The following is a 20,068-nucleotide window of genomic DNA, read 5'->3' on the forward strand; positions in this document are numbered from 1 at the left end:
CCCCGCCGCCATCACCGGATGGGGTCGTCCCTGCGCTGGGTGGGACGGCCCTGGGGGAGGCTGAGGCGGCGCGGCGGGTGCTTATCCCCCCGGATGCACTCGTCGCGCTGCCTCGGCCGTTCACCGCACGGCGGCACCTCAACCGGCTCGCGCGGACACTGCGGCGACGGGGCTGGACGGTTGACCGCCGGTACGCCGAGACCCGGCCCATACTGCGGGTCTTCTTCCCCGAGGCGCCGTGCCTGGGCGACAGCATCACCGTTGCGGCCGGGGACGGCGGCTGGTGGTACCGGTCCAGCACCGGCGAACTGCTCGCACCATGCGCGGATATCGACCTGGCCGTGTCGCGCGTGACGACAGCGCTGGACCGTTGGATCTCGGCCGCGGGCTCGTCCGGGGAGACGGACGGGTCCTGATGGACGCCGGCGCGGCCCTGGAGGAGATCGCCGAAGACTTCGGCGTCCTGTGCTGGCTGGGGCCGTACACCCAGACGTATTGGGCGCTGGTCCGCAGTAGGGACGGATGGCGCCTGGTTGAAGCGGTGTCAGTACGGGAGCTGGCCATGGCCATTACGCATCCTGACGGCTGGCCATGGCCTTGACGGCCGTGCGGTAGGCGGTCGGCGGGGCACAGTGGGCCCTACCGCGCGGTCGTCGCCAATCAAGTTAGGACGGAAAGGGCCGGGGCTGAGCGGTGCGCTGAAGGGCAACAGGGTGGTCTGAATCCCTGCGTTGGCGTCGCGAGTCAGCGGTGCTGATTGCGGATGTGCTTCGTTTGGGGCGTGGTCCTACCCTCGGGCTGCTGCCCCTGTGGACGGCAACGTGACTCGGATTAGCTGTCCCTCGTTCGCTCGTCCAAGTCGTCAAGCCTGGCGCTCAGGCGGCGTAGTTGGCCCCGGATGTCCTGAAGTTGAGTGAAGAGGAGTCGGAACTCCTCGCTTCGCTCCGGCGGGGTCTCGCCGGCCTCTTGGGCGTCCGGGGTCGCGATGACGGTTGCGCCACGGGCACCCTGCCGAGTGGTGACCAATCCCTCTTCGCGCAGGACGGCAATCGCGTTGCTGACGGTCATCCCTGAGACGCCGTACTGGTCGGCGAGTCTGGCACCTGGCGGCAGGGTCTCCCCCACCGGGTAGACGCCGGACGCGATGTCGCGGCGCAGGTCGTCAGCGATGCGCACGTACGGTTTGCGTCGGTCTACCGGGCCTTTTGCCATGTCAGGCAGTCTACGCCTGGGCTAGGTCTCTAGGTACCTGCAGAAAATTTCGGTCTAACGCTTGACTCCGCGACTTACCTAGGTACCTTGGTATCTAGCTAGCTTACTTCGAGCCCTGGAGGGGCTTCATGCGCAACATCCCGGTGGACGTGTCGGCGCTGACGTTCGTGTGCGTGTCACCGCCGCGTCCCAAGCTGGTCAACCAGGACACGGGGGAGGTGAAGACCGACCGCAACGGTCAGACGGTGTTCACGGTGGGTCTGTCGGCCGCGGACGCGTCGGGGCGGGTGGACCTGCTGAACGTGGCGGTGGTCGGGGACCAGTCGGTGACGATCGGAGAGGTCGTGACGCCGGTCGGCCTCGTCGCGTTCCCGTGGGAGGCGGTGCTCGGGGGTGAGAAGCGGTGGGGTGTGGCCTACCGCGCCGACCGGATCGCGCCCGTCTCCTCGGTCGCCTCGCCCTCGCCCTCGTCGGCCTTCACGTCGGGGTCGTCGGACTCGTCCGCTCCGGCGGGCGTGGCCTGAACGGCGGCCCGGTCATGACTGACCTGCTCCTGATGCTCGGGGTCCTGGCCGCTGCGGCGGCCGGGCTCTGGGCCTGGCGCCGCTTTCACCCGGCCTCGTTCTGGTACGGCGTCGGCTTCCCGGCTCGGGCGGTGCTGGTGTACCTGACGTGGCATCACGTCGCCTCGGGCTGCAAGCTCACCCGTAACCGGCGGCGGCTCCGGCTCACCCTCGACGCCGTCCCGCTCGTCGGCCCGGCGTCCCGCAACGCCTCGACCGTGGTCGAGCAGAAGCGGCGGGTGCGGTGGGTCGACGTCGAGCGCGCTCCCCGCCTCGGCCTTCTGCGGCCGACGCGGCTCGGCTGGCGCATGCGGCTGCGCCTTCACGATGGGCAGGTACCGGCGGACTACGAGAGGGCGGCGGAGGGGATCGCGCACGCCTGGCGCGTCCACTCGGTTCGGGTAGTCGATGTGCGGCCCGGATACGTGACGCTGTGGGCGACGATGCGTGACCCGCTGGTCGACGTGGTCACCCAACCCGAAACCGGCGAACTGCTGACCGTGCGGCCGGGCAAGCTGGAGAACGGCCGTGACTGGCTGATCGACTTGCGCACGGTCCCGCACTGGCTCAACGCCGGGGCGACACAGTCGGGCAAGTCCAACCTGGCCAACGCGCTCATCAAGGGCCTGGCCCCGCAGCCGGTCGCCCTGGTCGGGTTCGACCTCAAGGGCGGGGTCGAGTTCACCCCGTACGCGCCTCGGTTGTCGGCGCTGGCCACCACACGCAAAGAGTCGGTCGACCTGCTGGCCGATCTGGTCGGCGAGGTCGAGAACCGCATGGCCACGTGCCGCGCGCACGGTGCCCGCAACGTGTGGACGCTCCCTGAACACCTGCGGCCCGTCCCTGTCGTGGTCCTGGTGGACGAGGTCGCAGAGCTGTTTCTGATGGCCGACAAGTCCGAGAAGGAGGAGGTATCGCGGACCGCGACCGCGCTGCTGCGGGTCGCCCAGCTCGGCCGGGCGTTCGCCGTCCACCTGATCGTGTGCGGGCAGCGCATCGGCTCCGACCTCGGCCCCGGCGTCACCGCCCTCCGAGCCCAGCTCTCCGGGCGGGTGTGCCACCGGGTCAACGACCCCGAAACCGCCAATATGACCCTCAGCGGCCTCGACCCGGCCGCCAGCGACACCGCTCGTGCCATCCCCGCCGAGACTCCGGGGGTGTGCGTGGTCTCCGGGCAGGACGGCTCATGGCACCGTGCCCGCTCGGTCTACGTCCCCGAGAGCGAGGCCGAACACGCGGCGCGTGAGTACGCGCACCTGACCCCGGACTGGGACGCGCTGATCGGCTCAGTCCCCGCCGTCGACCCGGCCGCGTAACCGGCCCTCCTCCGCTCCCTTCCCTCTCCCTTCCTTCGGCTCGGTGTGAGCCCTGATCGCGCCACGTCCCTACCCGACCCATGCCCGAAAACCCTCCCTGGAGGCTGCCCGATGGTCGTCCGCGTCCGTGTTCTTCGTCCCCGTCCTCGTCCCCGGTTCAGCGTCGTCCCGTCCCCGTCCTCGCCGTCCGGCTCGTCGTCCTCGGGCTCGTCCCGGTCGTCGGTGGTGTCGTCCTGGGACGTGTGGCCAGTCGGAGTCGAGTGGGACGAGTTCCGCTCCCTGCACATCGCCCGCTGCCAGCGCTGCGCCGAGTCGTTCGCCTCCTCGTCCTGCGGCGAGGTCGATGACTGGGCCGACAGCCACCGGTGTGACGCCGAACTGGCCGCGCTGCTGGCCCTGGTCGACGTGCGGCGGGCGGCATGACCCGGCGCATCCTCGGCGCAGTCGCCGACTCCGGGCCGGTGGTGGTGCTCGCGGGCATCGCGGCGGCGGGCTCGTTCACCCACATCCGCGACACCGCCACCGAACACGGTCAACGCGGCTGGATGGCCTGGGCCATCGCGGTGTGCATCGACCTCACCTGCGTCATGGCGGCCGGAGAGCGACAGCGCGACAAGCGCACGGGACGCGACACCGGGCGGCTGTCGTGGCCGACCGTCGTCCTGGTCGGCGGGATCCTGCTGTCACTGGCCGCCAACCTCGCACAGGCCGACCCATCGGTCTGGGGCTGGATCACCGCGGGCACCCCGGCGGGCGCGTTCCTGGTCGCGGTGTCGATGCTGGAACGCCGCAAGGCCGGCCCTGGTTCGGCGGCCCGTCCTTCACCGGTCCCGGACTCCTTCGGCCGCCCGTCCCCGTCCTCGACGCCGACTCCGTCCTCGGCGGGCTCGTCCGTCCCATCCTCGTCCGCGTCGCCGTGGGTGGTGTGGGAGGACGAGCGGCCCACGGTCACCGCCGCCGTCCCGGCCGTCAAGCACCACACCACCGAGCGGGGCGAGGACGAGCAGGACGGCCAGACCTCCATCCCCATCCCCGCCGAACGCTCCGCCTCGACGCCGTCCGCGTCGTCCTCGGCCGCGTCGCCCTCGTCGGGCTCGTCGGCTCCGGCCGGTCCGCTGGTCGACTTCGCCCGCCGCGTCGCTGCCGAACACGAAACCGAGCACGGGCGGCCCATCACCCGTGACGCGCTCCGCGCACGCCTCGGCGTCTCCAACCAGCTCGCCTCAGACCTGCTCCGCCAGCTCCGCACCGAAACCGCATCGCTCGCCTGACCGCTGGAGGAAACCGCAATGACCACTCGCACGGACCACGCCAACCCCACCACCTCGGCCGGCCAGCCGACCCCGATCGTGCCCGGCCACCTGTTCGCCCGTCACCCGCGACCGCTGCCCGTGCTCCTGGTGCTCGTCGTCGGGTGGGTGTGCGGGACGTGCGGCGGGGGCGGGGTCGCCTCCGACGGCTCCACCTGCCCCGACTGCAACGGCCACGGCCACACCATCTGAAGGGGATCCGCCATGTTCCTGCGCCGCTGCGCCTTCGCCGCCTTCTGGATCGTCCTGGGCCTGTTCCTGATCCGCCAGCCCGAGAACGCCGCACACGCCGTCCGCGCGATCGTCGGCGGCCTGGCGCTGGTCGCCGACGCCCTCGCGCGGTTCACCACCGCCTTCTAGATCCCCGGCGTGGCCGCTGTCGCCGGCAAGCATCCGCGGCCACGCCGGGGTCGCCCCACCACCCGCAACCACCCGCACAGGCGAGGAGACCGCCCCATCATGCCCGACCCGGCACCCGTCATAAGCGGACTTGCCGCACGCGACATGGCCAACCGCTATAACCGGGCCGACTTCCGCGCCTGGGCACGCCGCGCACACTCCACCGGCGGTTGTGCTCAACCGGTCCACCTGCGCGGCCGCGTCACCCACCTCGACCCGCTGACCGGCGAGATCCTGCGCCACTACTCCACCGCGCGTGAGCCGGGCGGGGTGCTGCGGGTGGCCTGCAAGACCCGGCGGGCCTCGCGCTGTCCGGCGTGTGCAGAGGTCTACCGGGCCGACACCTACCAACTCGTCCGCGCCGGACTCGTCGGCGGGAAAGGCGTCCCGGACACCGTCACGACGCATCCGGCGGCGTTCGTCACGCTCACCGCGCCCTCGTTCGGTCCCGTCCACTCCCGCCGTACCGGCAAGGGCGGAGGCGTGGTGGCCTGCCGTCCCCGGCGGGAGGGCGGGACGTGCCCGCATGGGCGGCCGGTCTCCTGCACCGTCCGCCACGCTGACGGGGACCCGCGACTCGGGCAGCCGATCTGCGGCGACTGCTTCGACTACACGGGGGCGGTGCTGTGGAACGCGCACGCCCCGGAACTGTGGCGGCGGTTCACCCTGGCCTTCCGGCGCTACGTCGCGCGGTCGGCCGGGCTGCGGGTGTCCGACCTGCGGGACGTGCTCACGGTGTCGTTCGCCAAGGTCGCCGAGTACCAGCGGCGCGGCCTGGTCCACTTCCACGCCGTCATCCGCCTCGACGGACCCGGCGGCCCTGACAACCCTCCTCCCGCCTGGGCTTCCCTCGACCTGCTCAAGGCGGCCGTGGATCACGCGGCGGGCGCGGTCACCGTCTCGTCACCTGCTGCGGGCGACATCCCGGCGACAGAGCACGTGTGGGGATCGCAGATCGACGTTCGTCCGATCACCACCACGGGGGAACTGACCGATAGCGCGGTCGCGGGCTACATCGCCAAGTACGCCACCAAAGCCGCCGAATGCGTCGGCACCCTCGACCGCCGCATACGCCCCACCGACGACCTGGCCAACCTCCCCGTGAGCGGCCACGCGCGGCGGCTCATCGCCGAATGCCTGCGCCTGGGCGCGATCGAGGAATACGCCGGGCTGCGGCTGACCGAGTGGGCTCACATGCTCGGCTTCCGCGGCCACTTCTCTACCAAGTCCCGCCGCTACTCCACCACCCTCGGCGCGCTGCGTGCGGCGCGTATCGAGCACAACCAGCGCGAACACGACGACATCACGACCGGTCGCCTGCCCTTCGATGACGACCAGGTCCTCGTGATTGCGCACTGGCGCTACCTCGGCCAAGGCATGACGCCTGGCGAAGCACTGCTCACCGCTGCCCTGACCGGCAAACCGCTGCCCCCACTTACCACCACCGATGAACGGAGTACCGCGTGCCCAAGCTCCTGCTGACCGTTCCCGAAGCAGCCAAAGCCTTGGCCATCTCGCGCAGCAAGCTCTACGAGCTTCTCGCCTCCGGCTCGCTGCGCTCAGTCCGCATCGATGGCTCTCGCCGCATCCCGCTCAACGCCCTCAACGACTACATCAACACCCTCATGGAAGAGGCCGCCTGATGACCGACTCCGCCGACAGCGGCAAGCCACGCCTGCCTTCCAAAGCCATGCCGAGTAGTAGAGGCAAGACGAGCAAGAGCCGGCCCAAGCTGCGCGATGGAGTGATGAAGCGCGGCAATACTTGGTCCTATGTCATCCGGGTGACCGACCCCGAAACTGGCGTCTCAAAACCCAAGTGGGTCGGCGGGTTCGTCACCGAGGACGCTGCGAAGGAGGCGCGCGACGAAGCACGGGTCAAAGCGCGGCGCGGCGAGTACATCGACCGCAACGCCATCACCGTGGCCGAGTACCTGGACGAATGGCTCGACGCTCACGCCGTCGAGATCAAGCCCAAGACCCTCGCCGACTACCGGCACCTGATCGACCGACACGTCAAGCCGAACATCGGCGGCCTGCGGCTCCAAGCCGTCCGCCCCGGCCAGATCACCAAGCTCTACCGCGACCTCGTCACCACCGGCGGACGGCACGGCACGGGGCTCTCGCCTCGGACTGTCGCCTACGTTCACGCCGTGCTTCGTAAGGCGTTTGGCGACGCCCTCCTGGTCGACCAGGTCATCCCGTCCAACCCGGTCGAGCGCGCTAAACGGCCCCGGATGCGTTCTGCCGAGCCCGGCGAGGTCTGGACGCCTGCGATGCTGCGGGCCTTCCTCAAGGTCGCCGAAACACACCGGCTCTCCGCCTTCTTCCACTTGGCGGCGTACACCGGTGCCCGGCGTGGGGAGCTGCTCCACCTGCGGTGGCGTGATGTCGACCTGGACGGCGCGTCCATGCAGATCAAGGGCTCGGCGTCGTTCATCGCCGGCGAGCGCATCGAGGGCACGACCAAGAGCGGCCGGTCCCGCACGGTCAGCCTCGACGCCGGGACGGTCGACGTCCTCAAGGCCCATCGCAAGCGCCAGCTCGCCGACAAGCTCAAGCTCGGCAAGTCCTGGAAGGGCGCCGACAAGGAGGCGGACGGCTACGTCTTCGCCACCGGATGGGGCGACCCCGTCCACCCCGACACCGTCTCGTCCCTCATGACGTCCCTGATCAAGCTCCACAACACACCCACGGACGGGACGTCACCGGCTGAGCCGCTCCCACACGCGCGGCTTCACGACCTCCGCCACATCCACGCGACGACCCTCCTCCTGGCGGGTGTCCCCGTCCACGTCGTGGCCGCTCGACTCGGCCACGCTGACCCGTCCATCACGCTTCGGGTCTACGCACACGTCGTCAATCAGCAGCTCGTGGAGGCAGCCGAGATCTTCGCCAAGCGAGTGGAGGACGCCGCCTAGATCAGATGCCCTGTTAGCAAGACCGTTAGCAAAAGCCCCCTTGCGGAAGATCGCAAGGGGGCTTTGACCTGGGCGCACCCGAAGGGATTCGAACCCCTAACCTTCTGATCCGTAGTCAGATGCTCTATCCGTTGAGCTACGGGTGCCTGACGCATGCCAACTGTACCGGCTCCACGGACCTGTCCGCGAATCGGTTGGCGGATGGGAGGTCACGGATGTGTGACTTGAGTCACGGAACCCCTCGTGGCAGTGATACGCCAAAGGGGTGATCGAGGCGGGAGTGACCTGGATGTCCCCTGTTCCCGTCCGAAGCCCAACCCCCTGAAGGAGAAACCCCATGCGCATGTCCGCCACCAAGCTGGTCGGCGCCCTCGCCGTCGGTGGCCTGATGCTCGGCTCTACGGGATGTGGCGCCATCGACGCCATCGCCGGCGGGAAGAAGACCACCGCCTGCAAGAACATCGAGACGGAGCTGCGGAGCTTCTCCACCGGTGGCATGACCATGACCTCGCCGAGCGGCGCGTCCTCGACCGCCCAGAAGTTCTCGGACACGGCCGCCAAGGTCCGCTCTGAGGGCCAGAGCGCCGGCGGCGACGTCGAGACCGCCGCGACCGCGTTCGCGGGCGACCTCGACAAGACGGCCGAGATGCTGCGGAACCTGAGCTCCGGCAACACCTCGGCCATCGGCCGGCCCGACACCGCCGCCATGCAGCGCCACGGCAACGACCTGGCCGAGGCCTGCGGCTTCAACGGGTTCCGCCTGGGCTGACCCCCTCCCAGACGCCTCGCTCCCGCGGCCCCGGGAGCGGCACGTCCACAGCCGTTACGCACTATGCTGCTGGAGCCACGGGACGCAGGCTTTGCCGGTTGGCTCGCCGAACCGGTAGCCTGTGCTGAGCCCGATGGCTCCTGGAGGATTCGCCTAGTCCGGTCTATGGCGCCGCACTGCTAATGCGGTTTGGGTTCACGCCCATCCGGGGTTCAAATCCCCGATCCTCCGCCACTCTGACCAGGGACTTCGTCCAAGATCTCGATCTAGACGAAGTCCCTGTCGCATTCCAGGATGTCCACTTTGTTGGCCCTGGATGGCACGTGGTGAGCACGAGATGTCGCGGCGGCGTCACCGAGTCCAGGTCAGGGCTCCGAAGTGGATCACCGGAACGACTACCTTGCGTGCTCGGCTCAGCTCCCGAGCCGGTTCGCTGGCGATTCCCACGCTAGGGGGACGGAGGGGTCGTCGGCTCGGCTGACACGTCGACGGCTGCGGCTGTTGCTCTTGGCGGCCTCCGGGAGAACCGGGGTGTGGGCGCCATGAGCGATAGTGACCGCATCGTGCGCTGATCACTTTGATGTTGAACCTTGCCCGGCGGGCTGGAGAGTGCCGCGCCGTGGGCGATGGCTCCGCACTACCCGGTCTAAACAGGATTAATTGGTGATGGCGGGTGTGGTGGTGAGGGTGAGGCCGGTGGTGGTCAGGCAGCCGTTGATCACGTCGGGGTGGTGCTGGATGACTTTGAGGCGGTGCTTGATCATGCCGGTGAGGTGGTCCAGGTCGGTGGCCAGGAAGTTGGCCATGGAGCGTTTCAGCAGTGACCACACGCTCTCGGCGGGGTTGAGGTCGGGGGCATAAGCAGGCAGGTGGAACACAGTGAGCCAGTCGGTGTGGGCGTCGATGAACGCCCGCATCGCGGTGGAGTGGTGGATGTTCGGGTTGTCCCAGACCAGCACGATCTTCCCGTCGGGTAGCTGCTGGTGGGCGCCCTGCAGCATGCTCTTGTACTCGGTCAGGGTGAAGGCGGCGCGTTCGCCCTTGCGGCGGCGGCAGTGGTGCAGCCGGTAGATCAGCCGGGGCCGCTGACCCGGGCGGTAGCAGACCATCCCGGCGACCGAGATCCGTCCGCCGTGGTCGCCGCCGTGCACTCTCACCTGCGGCCGGTGCCCCCGCCGGCTCCAGGAGCGTCCTTTGGGCGGCCTGAGCCCCTGACCTGTCTCGTCGAGGAAACAGATCCAGGCACCCAGGTCCGCCGCGGTGGTTCCACTTGCGGCCACACCTGCTCTTTCCACACCTGCACGGTGTGATCGTCGCGTTCGATGGCGCGGCGTCCGGGGACCTGTACCGACCAGCCGTTGCGGCGCAGCAGCAGCGACACCCCGGGCAGGGTGTAGTCGATTCCGAACAGCCGGCTGATGAGCGCGGCCACCCGGCCCAGCGTCCACCGCTGGTCATCGGCATAGCCGTGCGCGGCCGGCCCGCGGTTCAACTCGGCCTCCAACCGCGCGAACGCCGCATCGTCCAGCCGCGGCCGCCGGTGCGGCCCCCTGGACTGCAGCGCCTCGGCCCCGCCCTGGCGCCAGGCCTGCCGCCATTTCTCCACCTGCCGAAGCCCGACCCGCAACTCGGCAGCGATCCACGCATTGGGGCGCCCCTCGCCGAACCATTGCGCGGCCTGCATCCGGACCTGTTCTCGTCGTTCACGGCCGGCAGCGGTCATCCCACCGCCCTGGGGGTATCTGGCCATGCAACCGGCATACGCCCACACCACCGGCCCGTCCACTCACCCCGCCGCCATCACTCATTAACCTTGGTTAGTGGCCGGTCTTCTTGATGTGCGGTAGTTCGACGTACTCCACAGTGTTGTAGGTGAGTCACTTGGTTGTCGGTGCGGCTGCTTCGTGATCTTTGTCGGTGTGGGCGCTGTGTCGGTGCGGGCGGGCATAGTGCCGTGTATGTTCAGCGGGCTTCACGACATCGGCTGGTCGTCGATGGATCATGCGTACGGCTCGGCCGAGGAGGTCCCGGGTCTGCTGCTGGCGCTGCGTTCTTCGGACGCGGAGGAGTGGCGGGAGGCTCTCAGCAGGTTCTACGGTGCGGTCCATCATCAGGGCACTGTTTACGCGTGCACGACGGCGAGCCTTCCGTTCCTGTTCGAGTTGGCAGAGGACGTCACGACGCCTGACCGGGCCGACGTCGTTGAGTTGCTGGTCAGCATCGGATCGCATGCCCTCGATCGCTGCGATGGACGGTATGGCGGCTCGGAAGCTGAAGTTGAAGCGGTGGCGGCCATGCGCGGCCGTGCCGAGACGCTCATCGGGTTCGCCCATGATCCCGACGTCCGCGTGCGCCGGGCTGCGATCCCCGGACTCGGGTTGTTCATCGACGACGTCGACCGCGGATTGACGGTGCTGCGCGGTCGGCTGTCGGCTGTCGGCTGAGACGAGCATCGTCGAGCAGTTGCTGATCGTCGAGGCGATGGCGACATTGGCGTTGCGCCTGCCGGAGCACGCCGAGGCTCAGGCGATGGCGTGGTTCACCGGGTTGGCCGCCGACTCGGCGGTAGCACCTCAGACCAGGCTCGCGGCCGTGGTGCAGCGGGCTCGCTGCACGCCTGAGCGGATGGGTGAGGACGCCATCACTCCCGCGATCGGCCTGCTGCGCGAGTTGGACGGTGCCTCAGTGCCGGCCGAAGCATGGTGCGATCCGCCTGGCCCAGTGGGGTCAGCGGTCTCCGGAGACGGAGCACCACCGCAGGTTGTTGCCGCTTTTGAGGACCTCGAACGCCACGGTCAAATCCACTCACCTTGCACGGATCTGCTGCGCAGTTTCCATCGGACCTTGGCGGCGAAGGTTCCGCAGCGCACGGCACTTCTTGCTGAGCAACTGCGCAGTCTTGATCCCGGCTCCCGCCTGGACGGCATCCGGATGAGCGCCGAGCTCATGGAGTCCTGGCGCGGAGACCACACACGGCTCATCATGCTCGTCGCCGAACACCTCAACTCAGCCGCCGAGCAAGTCTCCGCAGAGGCGGCGGCCACGTTGAACGCCTGCCATGCGATCGCCGAGCCGACCCGCGAGGCGCTGGCGGAGCATGTCGCCGCACAGTACGCCGCCCACGGGCCGGATGTCTGGTTCTCGTCCCAGCCACAACTGCGGAGAAGTCATCAAGAGGCCGTCCAGGCGCTGGCCCGTCTCGGTGATGTGCGAGCGGTGCCGAGCATCCTCACAGCCCTGGACAGTGGAGACGACGCCTGGCGGGCAGTCCAGGTCGTTGGAGCACTCCCGCAAGCCGCTGATCAGCTGACACCCCGCCTGTGCGCCCACTTGAAGAGTCTCGACCTCACCCAGGCACTGTGGGAGATGAGCGCGCGCTCCGACCTGGCGGCCCTCGCTGCTCTTGCCGACAACAGCGCAGTCGGCGTGATCACCGCGACCCTGGCCACGGCAGTGCCTCATGAGCTGTGGTCAGTCGCGTGCTCCGCCTTGGACGCGTTGAGGGCTCTCGGTCCGTCAGCGGCCCCCGCCGTGGAAACGATCCGGTCCTTGATCACGGCCTCGGACGCCCATGTGCGTCCCGCCGCCGTTGCCGCTCTGTGGGCCATCGTCGGCGATCCGGACGAAGTCATGCGGCCGTTGCTCGACCTGCTCGACGACTCCATCCCGTTCCGGATCAGCGCGGCCGCCGACGTACTCGCTGAGATCGGCCCTCGTGCGGAGGAGGCACTGCCTCGCCTGCGGGGCCTGTTGAACCATGGCTACGAATGGGTCCAAGTCCCCTGCGCGGCCGCTCTTTGGGAAATCGGCGGCGACGCCGAGGCACCGGCCGTGCTGGACACGCTCCTCCAAGCCTGGGAACAGAACCCTTCGACCGCCAACCATGTCGTCGCATGCCTGGAACGCATGGGACCTGCCGCACGACCCGCCCTGCCCCAACTCCGCTCTGAGCTGCACCACACCCAGCGTCGCGGCAGATACAACAGCATCGACAACGACGAAAGGCTGCAAGAGACCAGCCGCACCCTCGTCGAACGCCTGACCACAAAGTAACGTCTCAGCCTGGGCCGGGGTTGTGCCCCCTCGGGTTCGTCGTGTGCGTCGGTTCCTTGCGGAAGAGTCGTCTCACGCCATTCATCCAGTGATACATCGAAGGCTTGCTGAGTGACCGGCGCAGCGAGCGTTCACCGGGCGGGTGAATGGCTCCGTCCTGCGTTGCCGACCGGGACGGGCCATTGGTCAGCCCGCAAGGAGTTTGAGTAGTTCGACCTGGTGAGCGCTGACCCTGAGCAGAGGGTTGCAGTCGCGGGGGTAGATCTCGGCTTCGTCCCACTGCCGCCGGAGCACACTAGATGCGACGCCTGTCTTGACTCCCCGGGCGTCCTGCTCATCCCGAAGGCGCTCGGCGTCGAACAGGTACACCGCCCGAAGGCACCAGGGGCGAGTACCAGCTCGTGAGGAACCTGCCGCTGATCGTGGACCGGTAAGCACCAGGTAGTAGTCGAGCGTTGCGGACGAACTGGTGTCCAGAATGCCTTCTTGTTTGAGGTACCACTTGACGTTGACCGTCCGGCCCTGCAGCGGGCCGACGCGAAAGCGACCATCGACGGCAGAGTTGGTGGCCGATTCCTCCAGCTCGATATCAAAAATCCGTGACGCGATCCACTCACCGAGATGCCCAGCCGTCATCGGCCGCTGGATGATCGCGGCAATCTCCTCATCGATGGCATTGCGGCCGGCCAGAAGCTCCGCAATCCGTTCAAGCTTGTCATCTCCCATGACACTTCCTTCCTATTGTGACGTCGAGGCTGACGGCCGAGGACGAACACGGCCTCAAGCTTCTCCTGAATCCAGGCGTAGTCCATAGCGGAACTCTAGACCGCGATCGGGGCGGTGCGCTCTAGCTTTTTCCATTATGCGCCGCTCGCTCGCTTGTCACCCAGGTTTCCGGGTGAGAGTTCGCTGCATCTCGATCGTCTGGCCCCTGGATGGTGTCTAGAGAGTGGCAACGATCATCTGCTGGCTAATCTTTGGTCACGCCATCAGGGAGCAGGTGGCTGGCCGGCTTTGCTGATGTTGTTGGGCGCTGTCTTAGCTGCGCGGCAATGCCTTTGATGGCTTCTGTTCTCCTGCCGGGAACCGTGCGGCTCTGTCGTGGAGTGGTTGTAGGCGTCGGTGGGCGGGGTCGCGGGATCGATTCGGTGGAGGATGGGTGGGTTCGTGGTGGTGGCTGTTGAGGTGACGTTTGTGTCGGGTACGTTGTTGCGTCGTGCTCAAGACGCGGCTCGATCTTGGCCGGATCCGCGCGGCTCGCCGTGTGATCGACCCGGTGTTCCTGGACACTCCGTTGTTCCGGTGCGAAGCCTTGGGGCGGGCGCTGGGCTGTACGGTGAGCATCAAGTTGGAGACGGCGAACCCGGTCCGTAGTTTTAAAGGGCGGGGGACCGAGGTTGTCGCGGGTCGGCTGAGCGATCAGGGCCGGACGGCCGTGGTGTGCGCCAGTGCCGGCAATCTGGGCTGGGCGCTGGGCTGGTCGGGGCGCCGCCATGGCCTGGACGTGACGGTCGTGGCATCGCGGCGGGCGCCTGCCGCCAAGCTTGATCGGATTCGCGCTTCGGGTGCGACGCTGGAAGTGGTCGATGGCGACTTCGACCTGGCCCGGGAGCGGGCGGCGGGTATCGCTCGGCGGCCCGGCGTCCGGCTGGTCGAAGACAGTCTGGACGTCGAGACCTGTGAGGGTGCGGCGACCATCGGGCTCGAACTGGCGCAGCAGGCGCCCTCCTTGGACGTCGTGCTGATCGCCCTGGGAGGCGGCGCCATGGCCACCGGTGTGGGCTACGTCCTGAAGGCTCTGGTGCCTGGAGCCGAGGTGATCTGTGTGCAGCCTCGTGGCGCACCCGCGATGACCCTCTCCTGGCAGGAGCGCCGGGTCGTCACGACCGAGTCCACCGACACCATCGCCGACGGCGTTGCCGGTCGGCGCCCCATCCCCGCCGTGCTGGATGATCTTTTGGCAGTGGCCGATGATGCCGTCCTGGTCGAGGAGGCGTCCATCGTCGCGGGCATGCGGATGCTCTTGCAGCACGCGGGTCTGGTCGTCGAACCCTCAGCGGCCCTTGGCGTCGCCGCCGTCCTGCAGGACACGGACCGGTTCGCTGGCCGCAACGTGGTCACCATCATCTGCGGTAGCAACGTTGATCTGGACGACTACCAGCGGTGGGTTCGTGTCGATCCGCCGACCCGTGCTTAGACGATCTTCTGCACGGTCACCGCCCCACCACTCGACTGTCCCTCCGGCGATCATGACTGGTGTAGGTGGGCTTTATCGTCCTGGGGTGGGCGGAGATTCGACCACGGCGCCTATGTTGGCGGTCATGGGACGAGGCGACCCTGAACTGGCCGACCACCCTGCCAATCGGGTGCTGGTCGACTACCTCCGCGCGCAGGCTCGCCGTCCTGGCACCCCACATGACCACACCTACAGCCTTGATGGATGGGTACTGCACACCCATCCTGAGCTGCTTGGACGGCTCTCACAAATCGCGCCGGACGACATCCCGGTCATCCCGCTGTTCGGTGTTCCCGCACTCGCGGCCAACGGAATCGCCGCCGTCGTCGCTCTTGGAACCAATTGGCTGATGGTCAGACTTCCGCGACTGCCGAACGACCTTGAAACCCTGGATCCTGTACTGCCGCTGGCTGATCAGGGATGGCACGCGGTCTGCGCCTGGCAGAGTGAAATCCCCTCCGTAGAGGGCAAACGCCGCCTTACCCTCTTGTTGAACGACGCGCTCCAGTACGCACGTAATCTCAACCCCTAGCCATTGGATCGGTAGTTACTCTTCGAAATTCGTCGGGGGGCAATCCGCCGGGGGTGGTTTGTTCGCTGCTGCCCTACGCCGCCAGTGTTGATGCTGGAGGTTTTGGGGTGGGTGGTGTCATTCCTGGGTGGGGAGCCATGCTCCGTGCAGGCCCAGTGGTACGCGTACGGGGATGCGGAGGCGTGCGAGTGGACCGTCGGACGGGTTGCTGCCCGGTAGGACGAGTAGCCAACTGGAGAGGTCGGTGCGGTTCGTGGCGAAGGTGAGCCAGTAGCCCTCGTCGGCGGCGGTGCGTCCGGGGACGGGGGCGAAGACCGGCTCGCCGACCGACAGGTCACCCGCGTCCCAGGTCTCGACGGCTGTGTTGTCGTCGCCGACGTCGTACCAGCGCAGTGCGTCGTACTCGCCGGGTAGCAGGCCCGGCGTGCGTCCGCTGCCGGCGGCCGTGGCGATCCGTCGGTGCTGGCCTGTCAGGGCGCGATCGTCCACTCGGGGGAACTCCACCCGTGCGTCGTCGAGGAGATTGCGCTGTATGGAACCGGTGGCCGGGTCCATGACGGCGCGAGCGAGCCCGTGGGCGGCGCCGTCTGAGGAGGCCGGGCGTGGGCCCAGGCCGGGGCTGGGCCACTGTACGTAGTCGAGGACGACCCGTCCGTCCGCTGTGTCGTGGGCGTTCACGGTGTGCCAGACCCAGAAGGCCGAGTCGTGCGCCCAGCGCACCGGCCCGCCGTCCCGCGGGATCAGGGCGATCCGCGTGCCGCGCTCGGGGCGCCAGTCCAGGAATGAGCCGCCCCGCATGGCGGCCTCTAGATCGAGGAAGGCCGGCGCGAGGACGAGGACGAGATAGCGTCCGGTCAGAGCCATGTCGTGGATCATCACGGGCTCGTCGACGTCCGCCACTGGTGTCGGGGCACGGCTCACGTGGCCGTCCCGGTCGAGCATTGCCCAGGTGAGGTACGGCTCCTCCAGCGCGTAGCAGAAGACCGCCATCTCCCCGGTCCGCGGATCGATCTTCGGATGGGCGGTGATCCCGGCCGGCAGGCCGCCGTCGAAGGTCTCCTTGCCGAGCGTCTCCAGGTCCGGCGCCATCCGGAACGGGCAGTCGGACTCGGCGAGGGCCAGGAGTCGTCCCCCGTGCCGGACGATGTTGATGTCCGGCAAGTCCTTGAGTGTGTGCGCCAGTTCGGGCCCGACCTTCTCGGGGCCAGGAGTGATCAGCGACTCGATCCCGCCCCAGAGGGCGTGGCCTGCCTTCTCCTCCGCGCGCATGGCGGGCGTGCGCACGAAGCGGTTCCGGTACCGGGCCCGCCCCTCGCTCATCCACACGCCGTGCAGCATGCCGTCGCCGTCGATCGGGAAGAGGTAGGAACCGATCGGGGCGAAGCGCGGGTTCGGCCCGTTGCGCAGGTACACCCCGTCGAGTTCGGCGGGCAACTCCCCCTCCACCTGCAGCCCGGCCTCGTCCACCTCCTCGGTCACCGGCGCGAACGTCCCAGTCAGATGCGCGACGCGCGCCGGATCGAACCCAGTGGCCATGGCAATCCCCCCAACAGCGGGCCTCCGGCCTCGGGTTCTTCCCGCCTGGAACTACATCAGTCCAGGTCAGGGGCCTCGACCCGGCGAGAGGCCGTATGTTGGTTGCTGACCGGGTGGCTTTGACGCGCAGGGGTGCAACCTCGTCGGTAGGGCGAAGGGCGTCACTGGCAGCGCTGGCGGGCCTCGGTGTGCCGACGGCGCGGTTGTCGGGTGGGCGACCCGTCAGCGGGGTGGGCCCCCTTACTTTCCGGACGGCTTGATCGTCTGGGCGTCGACATCACTCGAAGGCGAAAAAGAAGGCAATGTGGCGACAAGATCAGCTGACGCGAAGACCCCTGCCCTTCTCGCGCCGACGAGGCGCCCCACTCTCGCGCCCATCGGAGACTTAATCGGCTCTTCGGCCCGCCCCTATGCACCTCGGCTCCGGGACGGTCGTTCATTGCGCGGGAACGGGCATTCTGGCGATATGCTGGGCGAATGGTGAACAAGGAGGGGCCCCAGAACGGTTCCAAGCCGGGGCAGGGAGTCCCTCCGCTGGCGGCGCTGGACACGACGGATCGTGAGATCCTCCGGATCCTCCAGAAAGACGGGCGTACGTCGAACTCCGCGATCGCCCGGCAATTGGGGATCACCGAGACGACCGTGCGTAAGCGGATCGCGGCGATGCGCGACCGCGACCTCATGGAGATCGTGGCGGTGCCCACGCCGCGGCTGGCCGGGTACAACATCTCGGCGATCATCGGGTTGTCGGTGAGCCTGCCGCATCTTCGCGAAGTGAGCCGGAAACTGGTCGAGGCGTCGGAGGTCCGCTATTGCGGGCTGTCCACGGGGCGTTTCGACGTGATGATCGAGGCGTTCTTCTACGACAAGGAGCACCTGCTGCGGTTCACCACCGACGTGCTCGGGGCGCTGCCGGGGATCACCGCCGTGGAGACGTCGCTCATCCTCAAGATCGAGAAGTTCTCCTACGAGTGGGAGCTCGGCTGAGCCGTTCCGGTCCGGCGCGCGGCGGCGCGGACGAGGCGCTCGAACAGGCCGGTCATCCCGCTCTCCTCCGCGTGCCCCTGCACTCCGCAGGCGAAGGTCCGGTCGCGGACCTCGATGCCCTCGACGATCCCGTCCGCAGTCCACGCCGTCTCCACGACTCCCCGGCCGGGGTCGCCGACCGACTGGTGGTGGTGGGTGGCGATGTCGGCGCGTTCCCCGAGCGCGGCGTGCAGTTCGCTGCTGGGCCGGATGGTGATCGGGTGCTTTCCGAACCCTGACGGGTCCGGGAGGTGCGCGTCGGTGCCGACGATGTCGGGAATGTGCTGGACGAGGGTGCCGCCGAGCGCGACGTTCAGCAGTTGCATACCCCGGCAGATGCCGAGGACGGGCAGGTCGGCGGCCAGGGCGGAGCGGGCGAGCCGGATCTCCCACTCGTCCCGCAGCGGGTCCGCGGGGCGCGTGGACGGGTGCGACCGGGCCCCGTACCGGCGGGGGTCGATGTCCCCTCCCCCCGCCAGCACCAGGCCGTCCAGCCTCTCGATCATGTTGGACGCGGCCCGCGGCTGGGGCGGGAGGACGACGGCGATCCCGCCGGCGGCCACCACCTGCTCGTGGTAGGCCACCGGCAGGACGATCGCTCGCCGCCGCCACACGTCCCATGCGGCGTCCGCCAGGTCGGCGCTGATGCCGATCAGGGGTTTGCCCGTCACCACTACCTCGCGGTCGGCGTTTCGCAGCGGCGGGGCATTCAGAAGACCTCGGTCCTGGTCAGCTGGGCGTACACCTCGGGCCGGCCCCGCTTGAGCTGCAGCGACCGCACGGTTCCGATGAGGAACGCCAGCGGGATGAAGCTGAGGAGGAGGTAGTTCACCCAGTCGGTCCGTCCGGACAGCAGGTCGAAGTTGCGCGCCACCAGCCACGACGCGACGCCGAGGCCGATGAGGCTGAGCAGTGGCGCGACCGCCGTGCTCCACACGCTGAGCCCGTGCGTGGTGTTCACCCGGTTGAAGTAGACCGCGATCGCCAGGGAGCACAGCGCCTGCAGGACGATCACGGCGAGCACGCCCGGCGCCACCATCAGCAGGAAGACCTGCAGGTAGGGGTCGGCTCCGGCGAGCATGAACGCGGTGACCGCCACCAGGCCGATGGTGCCCTGGACGGCGCTGGCCACGTACGGCGAGCGGTGCTCGGGGTGGACGCGGGCGAGCCGGCCGGGCAGCATCTTCTCGCGTCCGAGCGTGAACAGGTACCGCGAGGCGGTGTTGTGGAAGGCCAGCGTGGACGCGAACGCGCTGGTCACCAGCAGGATCTCCATCACGACCACCGCGCCGTGCCCGACGTACTTCTCGGTGGCGGCGAACACCAGCCCGACCGGGTCGGCGGTGGCGGCGTCCACGATCGACGCCTTGCCGTAGGCGACGTAGACGATCCAGGCCATGAACGTGTAGAAGAGGGCCAGGAATCCCACGGCCAGGTAGACGGCCCGGGGGACGGTCCGCTCGGGGTCGCGGGCCTCCTCCGAGTAGATCGCGGTCGACTCGAACCCGATGAACGCGCCGAACACGATGGCGAACATCGCGCCCGTGCCGCCGCCGGCGAAGATCGCCGACGGGGAGAAGGAGCTCACGTCGAGCCCGTCCGCGCCGCCCTGCCAGAGCACCGGCGCGGCGAGGACGAGCAGGATCGCGGCCTCCGACAGCAGGGCGATGCCCAGCACCTTCGCGCTGAGCGAGATCTGCCGGTGCCCGAGGTAGACCACGATCGCCAGCGCGGCGAAGGAGAAGACCGGCCACGGCACGTCGATCCCGAGGGCGTCCTTGACCGGCACCGCGGCGAAGGCCCCGACCGCGCCGAGCTGGCCGATCGCGATCACCGAGTACGCCGCCATCGCGAGCGTGGCGGCGCCGCCGCCGACCGGGCGGCCGAGGCCCTGCCCGATGTAGGAGTAGAAGGCGCCGGCGTTCTTGATGCGCAGCGCCATCCTGGTCAGGCCGACCGCGAACAGCAGGAGCACGATGCCGGCGACGAGCTGGGCGCCGGGCGCCCCGATCCCGCCGATCATGAAGGCCAGCGGGGCGAACCCGGCGACCACCAGGAGCGGCCCGGCCGCGGCCACGACGAAGAAGGCCAGTTCGAACGGTCCCATCCGGCCCTGGATATGGGGTGCGGCCGCCTTCGTCGCTCCGCCGCCGGCGGGGTTCGCCTGCTCCGAGTACGTCATGGCTCTCTCCAGCG

At 68.6% G+C, this 20,068-nt stretch carries 24 protein-coding genes and 2 tRNA genes; 18 read left to right on the top strand and 8 right to left on the bottom strand.

What is annotated here, in order from left to right:
• On the top strand, positions 1 to 416 hold a 416-nt coding region (locus ETD96_RS02240; RefSeq protein ID WP_205719065.1), incomplete at its 5' end, for a hypothetical protein.
• Complete coding sequence (locus ETD96_RS02245; protein WP_138633203.1) at positions 416 to 601, top strand: hypothetical protein; 186 nt, start codon at positions 416 to 418, stop codon at positions 599 to 601. The genes ETD96_RS02240 and ETD96_RS02245, both read left to right, overlap by 1 nt.
• Before the next feature lie 230 nt (positions 602 to 831).
• On the opposite strand, the gene ETD96_RS02250 is transcribed toward ETD96_RS02245, so the two are convergent.
• Entirely contained in the window at positions 832 to 1,212 is a 381-nt protein-coding gene (locus ETD96_RS02250; protein WP_138633206.1) for a GntR family transcriptional regulator, read from the bottom strand.
• A 128-nt stretch (positions 1,213 to 1,340) separates the two neighbouring features.
• Between ETD96_RS02250 and ETD96_RS02255 the strand changes: the two genes are divergently transcribed.
• From ETD96_RS02255 to ETD96_RS02290, 9 genes are all read left to right on the top strand, one after another.
• Complete coding sequence (locus tag ETD96_RS02255) at positions 1,341 to 1,736, top strand: SCO3933 family regulatory protein (protein WP_205719066.1); 396 nt, start codon at positions 1,341 to 1,343, stop codon at positions 1,734 to 1,736.
• A gap of 14 nt (positions 1,737 to 1,750) precedes the next feature.
• Positions 1,751 to 3,091, top strand: coding sequence for an FtsK/SpoIIIE domain-containing protein (locus ETD96_RS02260; RefSeq protein WP_138633208.1), 1,341 nt, complete (start codon positions 1,751 to 1,753; stop codon positions 3,089 to 3,091).
• A gap of 111 nt (positions 3,092 to 3,202) precedes the next feature.
• A complete protein-coding gene (locus ETD96_RS02265; protein WP_138633211.1) occupies positions 3,203 to 3,514 on the top strand; it encodes a hypothetical protein in 312 nt (103 codons plus the stop codon).
• Complete coding sequence (locus tag ETD96_RS02270) at positions 3,511 to 4,362, top strand: DUF2637 domain-containing protein (protein WP_138633214.1); 852 nt, start codon at positions 3,511 to 3,513, stop codon at positions 4,360 to 4,362. Before ETD96_RS02265 ends, ETD96_RS02270 begins: the two co-directional genes overlap by 4 nt.
• 18 nt (positions 4,363 to 4,380) lie before the next feature.
• Positions 4,381 to 4,593 (top strand): hypothetical protein, encoded by a 213-nt coding sequence (locus tag ETD96_RS02275; protein WP_138633217.1) that lies wholly within the window; start codon positions 4,381 to 4,383, stop codon positions 4,591 to 4,593.
• Positions 4,594 to 4,605: 12 nt separating this feature from the next.
• Complete coding sequence (locus tag ETD96_RS44355; RefSeq protein WP_171068815.1) at positions 4,606 to 4,761, top strand: hypothetical protein; 156 nt, start codon at positions 4,606 to 4,608, stop codon at positions 4,759 to 4,761.
• A 144-nt stretch (positions 4,762 to 4,905) separates the two neighbouring features.
• Positions 4,906 to 6,282, top strand: coding sequence for a replication initiator (locus tag ETD96_RS02280; RefSeq protein ID WP_240807125.1), 1,377 nt, complete (start codon positions 4,906 to 4,908; stop codon positions 6,280 to 6,282).
• A complete protein-coding gene (locus ETD96_RS02285; RefSeq protein WP_138633223.1) occupies positions 6,264 to 6,443 on the top strand; it encodes a helix-turn-helix domain-containing protein in 180 nt (59 codons plus the stop codon). The genes ETD96_RS02280 and ETD96_RS02285 overlap by 19 nt, the downstream gene beginning before the upstream one ends.
• Positions 6,444 to 6,490: 47 nt before the next feature.
• Positions 6,491 to 7,720 (top strand): site-specific integrase, encoded by a 1,230-nt coding sequence (locus ETD96_RS02290; protein ID WP_240807126.1) that lies wholly within the window; start codon positions 6,491 to 6,493, stop codon positions 7,718 to 7,720.
• Between the two features lie 73 nt (positions 7,721 to 7,793).
• Here the strand turns inward: ETD96_RS02290 and ETD96_RS02295 are convergent.
• Positions 7,794 to 7,866, bottom strand: a tRNA-Arg gene (locus tag ETD96_RS02295).
• Positions 7,867 to 8,057: 191 nt separating this feature from the next.
• On the opposite strand from ETD96_RS02295, the gene ETD96_RS02300 reads away from it, so the two are divergent.
• Positions 8,058 to 8,489 carry a hypothetical protein gene (locus tag ETD96_RS02300; protein ID WP_138633226.1) on the top strand — a complete coding sequence of 144 codons (432 nt, stop codon included), beginning with the start codon at positions 8,058 to 8,060 and terminating at the stop codon, positions 8,487 to 8,489.
• A 142-nt stretch (positions 8,490 to 8,631) separates the two neighbouring features.
• Positions 8,632 to 8,723, top strand: a tRNA-Ser gene (locus ETD96_RS02305).
• A gap of 422 nt (positions 8,724 to 9,145) precedes the next feature.
• On the opposite strand, the gene ETD96_RS02310 is transcribed toward ETD96_RS02305, so the two are convergent.
• Together ETD96_RS02310 and ETD96_RS02315 are read right to left on the bottom strand one after the other, a co-directional pair.
• A complete protein-coding gene (locus ETD96_RS02310) occupies positions 9,146 to 9,739 on the bottom strand; it encodes an IS630 family transposase (RefSeq protein WP_138633356.1) in 594 nt (197 codons plus the stop codon).
• Entirely contained in the window at positions 9,643 to 10,212 is a 570-nt protein-coding gene (locus tag ETD96_RS02315; protein ID WP_205719067.1) for a winged helix-turn-helix domain-containing protein, read from the bottom strand. Before ETD96_RS02315 ends, ETD96_RS02310 begins: the two co-directional genes overlap by 97 nt.
• A gap of 235 nt (positions 10,213 to 10,447) precedes the next feature.
• Here ETD96_RS02315 and ETD96_RS45690 point away from each other — a divergent pair, with 235 nt between their 5' ends.
• Together ETD96_RS45690 and ETD96_RS02320 are read left to right on the top strand one after the other, a co-directional pair.
• The gene (locus ETD96_RS45690) at positions 10,448 to 10,933 is read left to right on the top strand and encodes a hypothetical protein (RefSeq protein ID WP_205719068.1); all 486 of its coding nucleotides are present in this window, start codon (positions 10,448 to 10,450) and stop codon (positions 10,931 to 10,933) included.
• A gap of 19 nt (positions 10,934 to 10,952) precedes the next feature.
• Positions 10,953 to 12,542, top strand: coding sequence for a HEAT repeat domain-containing protein (locus ETD96_RS02320; RefSeq protein WP_205719069.1), 1,590 nt, complete (start codon positions 10,953 to 10,955; stop codon positions 12,540 to 12,542).
• A 186-nt stretch (positions 12,543 to 12,728) separates the two neighbouring features.
• Here the strand turns inward: ETD96_RS02320 and ETD96_RS02325 are convergent, their stop codons facing one another.
• The gene (locus tag ETD96_RS02325; protein ID WP_138633229.1) at positions 12,729 to 13,268 is read right to left on the bottom strand and encodes a hypothetical protein; all 540 of its coding nucleotides are present in this window, start codon (positions 13,266 to 13,268) and stop codon (positions 12,729 to 12,731) included.
• Positions 13,269 to 13,758: 490 nt separating this feature from the next.
• On the opposite strand from ETD96_RS02325, the gene ETD96_RS02330 reads away from it, so the two are divergent.
• Positions 13,759 to 14,739, top strand: coding sequence for a threonine ammonia-lyase (locus ETD96_RS02330; protein WP_138633232.1), 981 nt, complete (start codon positions 13,759 to 13,761; stop codon positions 14,737 to 14,739).
• A 124-nt stretch (positions 14,740 to 14,863) separates the two neighbouring features.
• Positions 14,864 to 15,310: a hypothetical protein gene (locus ETD96_RS02335; RefSeq protein ID WP_138633235.1), complete on the top strand. Its 447-nt coding sequence runs from the start codon at positions 14,864 to 14,866 to the stop codon at positions 15,308 to 15,310.
• A gap of 117 nt (positions 15,311 to 15,427) precedes the next feature.
• Here ETD96_RS02335 and ETD96_RS02340 read toward each other — a convergent pair whose 3' ends face one another.
• Complete coding sequence (locus ETD96_RS02340) at positions 15,428 to 16,846, bottom strand: carotenoid oxygenase family protein (protein WP_138633238.1); 1,419 nt, start codon at positions 16,844 to 16,846, stop codon at positions 15,428 to 15,430.
• A 477-nt stretch (positions 16,847 to 17,323) separates the two neighbouring features.
• Between ETD96_RS02340 and ETD96_RS02345 the strand changes: the two genes are divergently transcribed.
• Positions 17,324 to 17,833, top strand: coding sequence for an Lrp/AsnC family transcriptional regulator (locus tag ETD96_RS02345; protein ID WP_138633241.1), 510 nt, complete (start codon positions 17,324 to 17,326; stop codon positions 17,831 to 17,833).
• On the opposite strand, the gene ETD96_RS02350 is transcribed toward ETD96_RS02345, so the two are convergent.
• The gene (locus ETD96_RS02350; RefSeq protein ID WP_171068816.1) at positions 17,812 to 18,543 is read right to left on the bottom strand and encodes a gamma-glutamyl-gamma-aminobutyrate hydrolase family protein; all 732 of its coding nucleotides are present in this window, start codon (positions 18,541 to 18,543) and stop codon (positions 17,812 to 17,814) included. The two genes, ETD96_RS02345 and ETD96_RS02350, sit on opposite strands and share 22 nt — an antisense overlap.
• Positions 18,544 to 18,581: 38 nt before the next feature.
• Complete coding sequence (locus ETD96_RS02355) at positions 18,582 to 20,054, bottom strand: APC family permease (protein ID WP_138633247.1); 1,473 nt, start codon at positions 20,052 to 20,054, stop codon at positions 18,582 to 18,584.
• Between the last annotated feature and the right edge of the window lie 14 nt (positions 20,055 to 20,068).

It is taken from the genome of Actinomadura geliboluensis (assembly GCF_005889745.1).
GTDB lineage: Bacteria > Actinomycetota > Actinomycetes > Streptosporangiales > Streptosporangiaceae > Spirillospora > Spirillospora geliboluensis.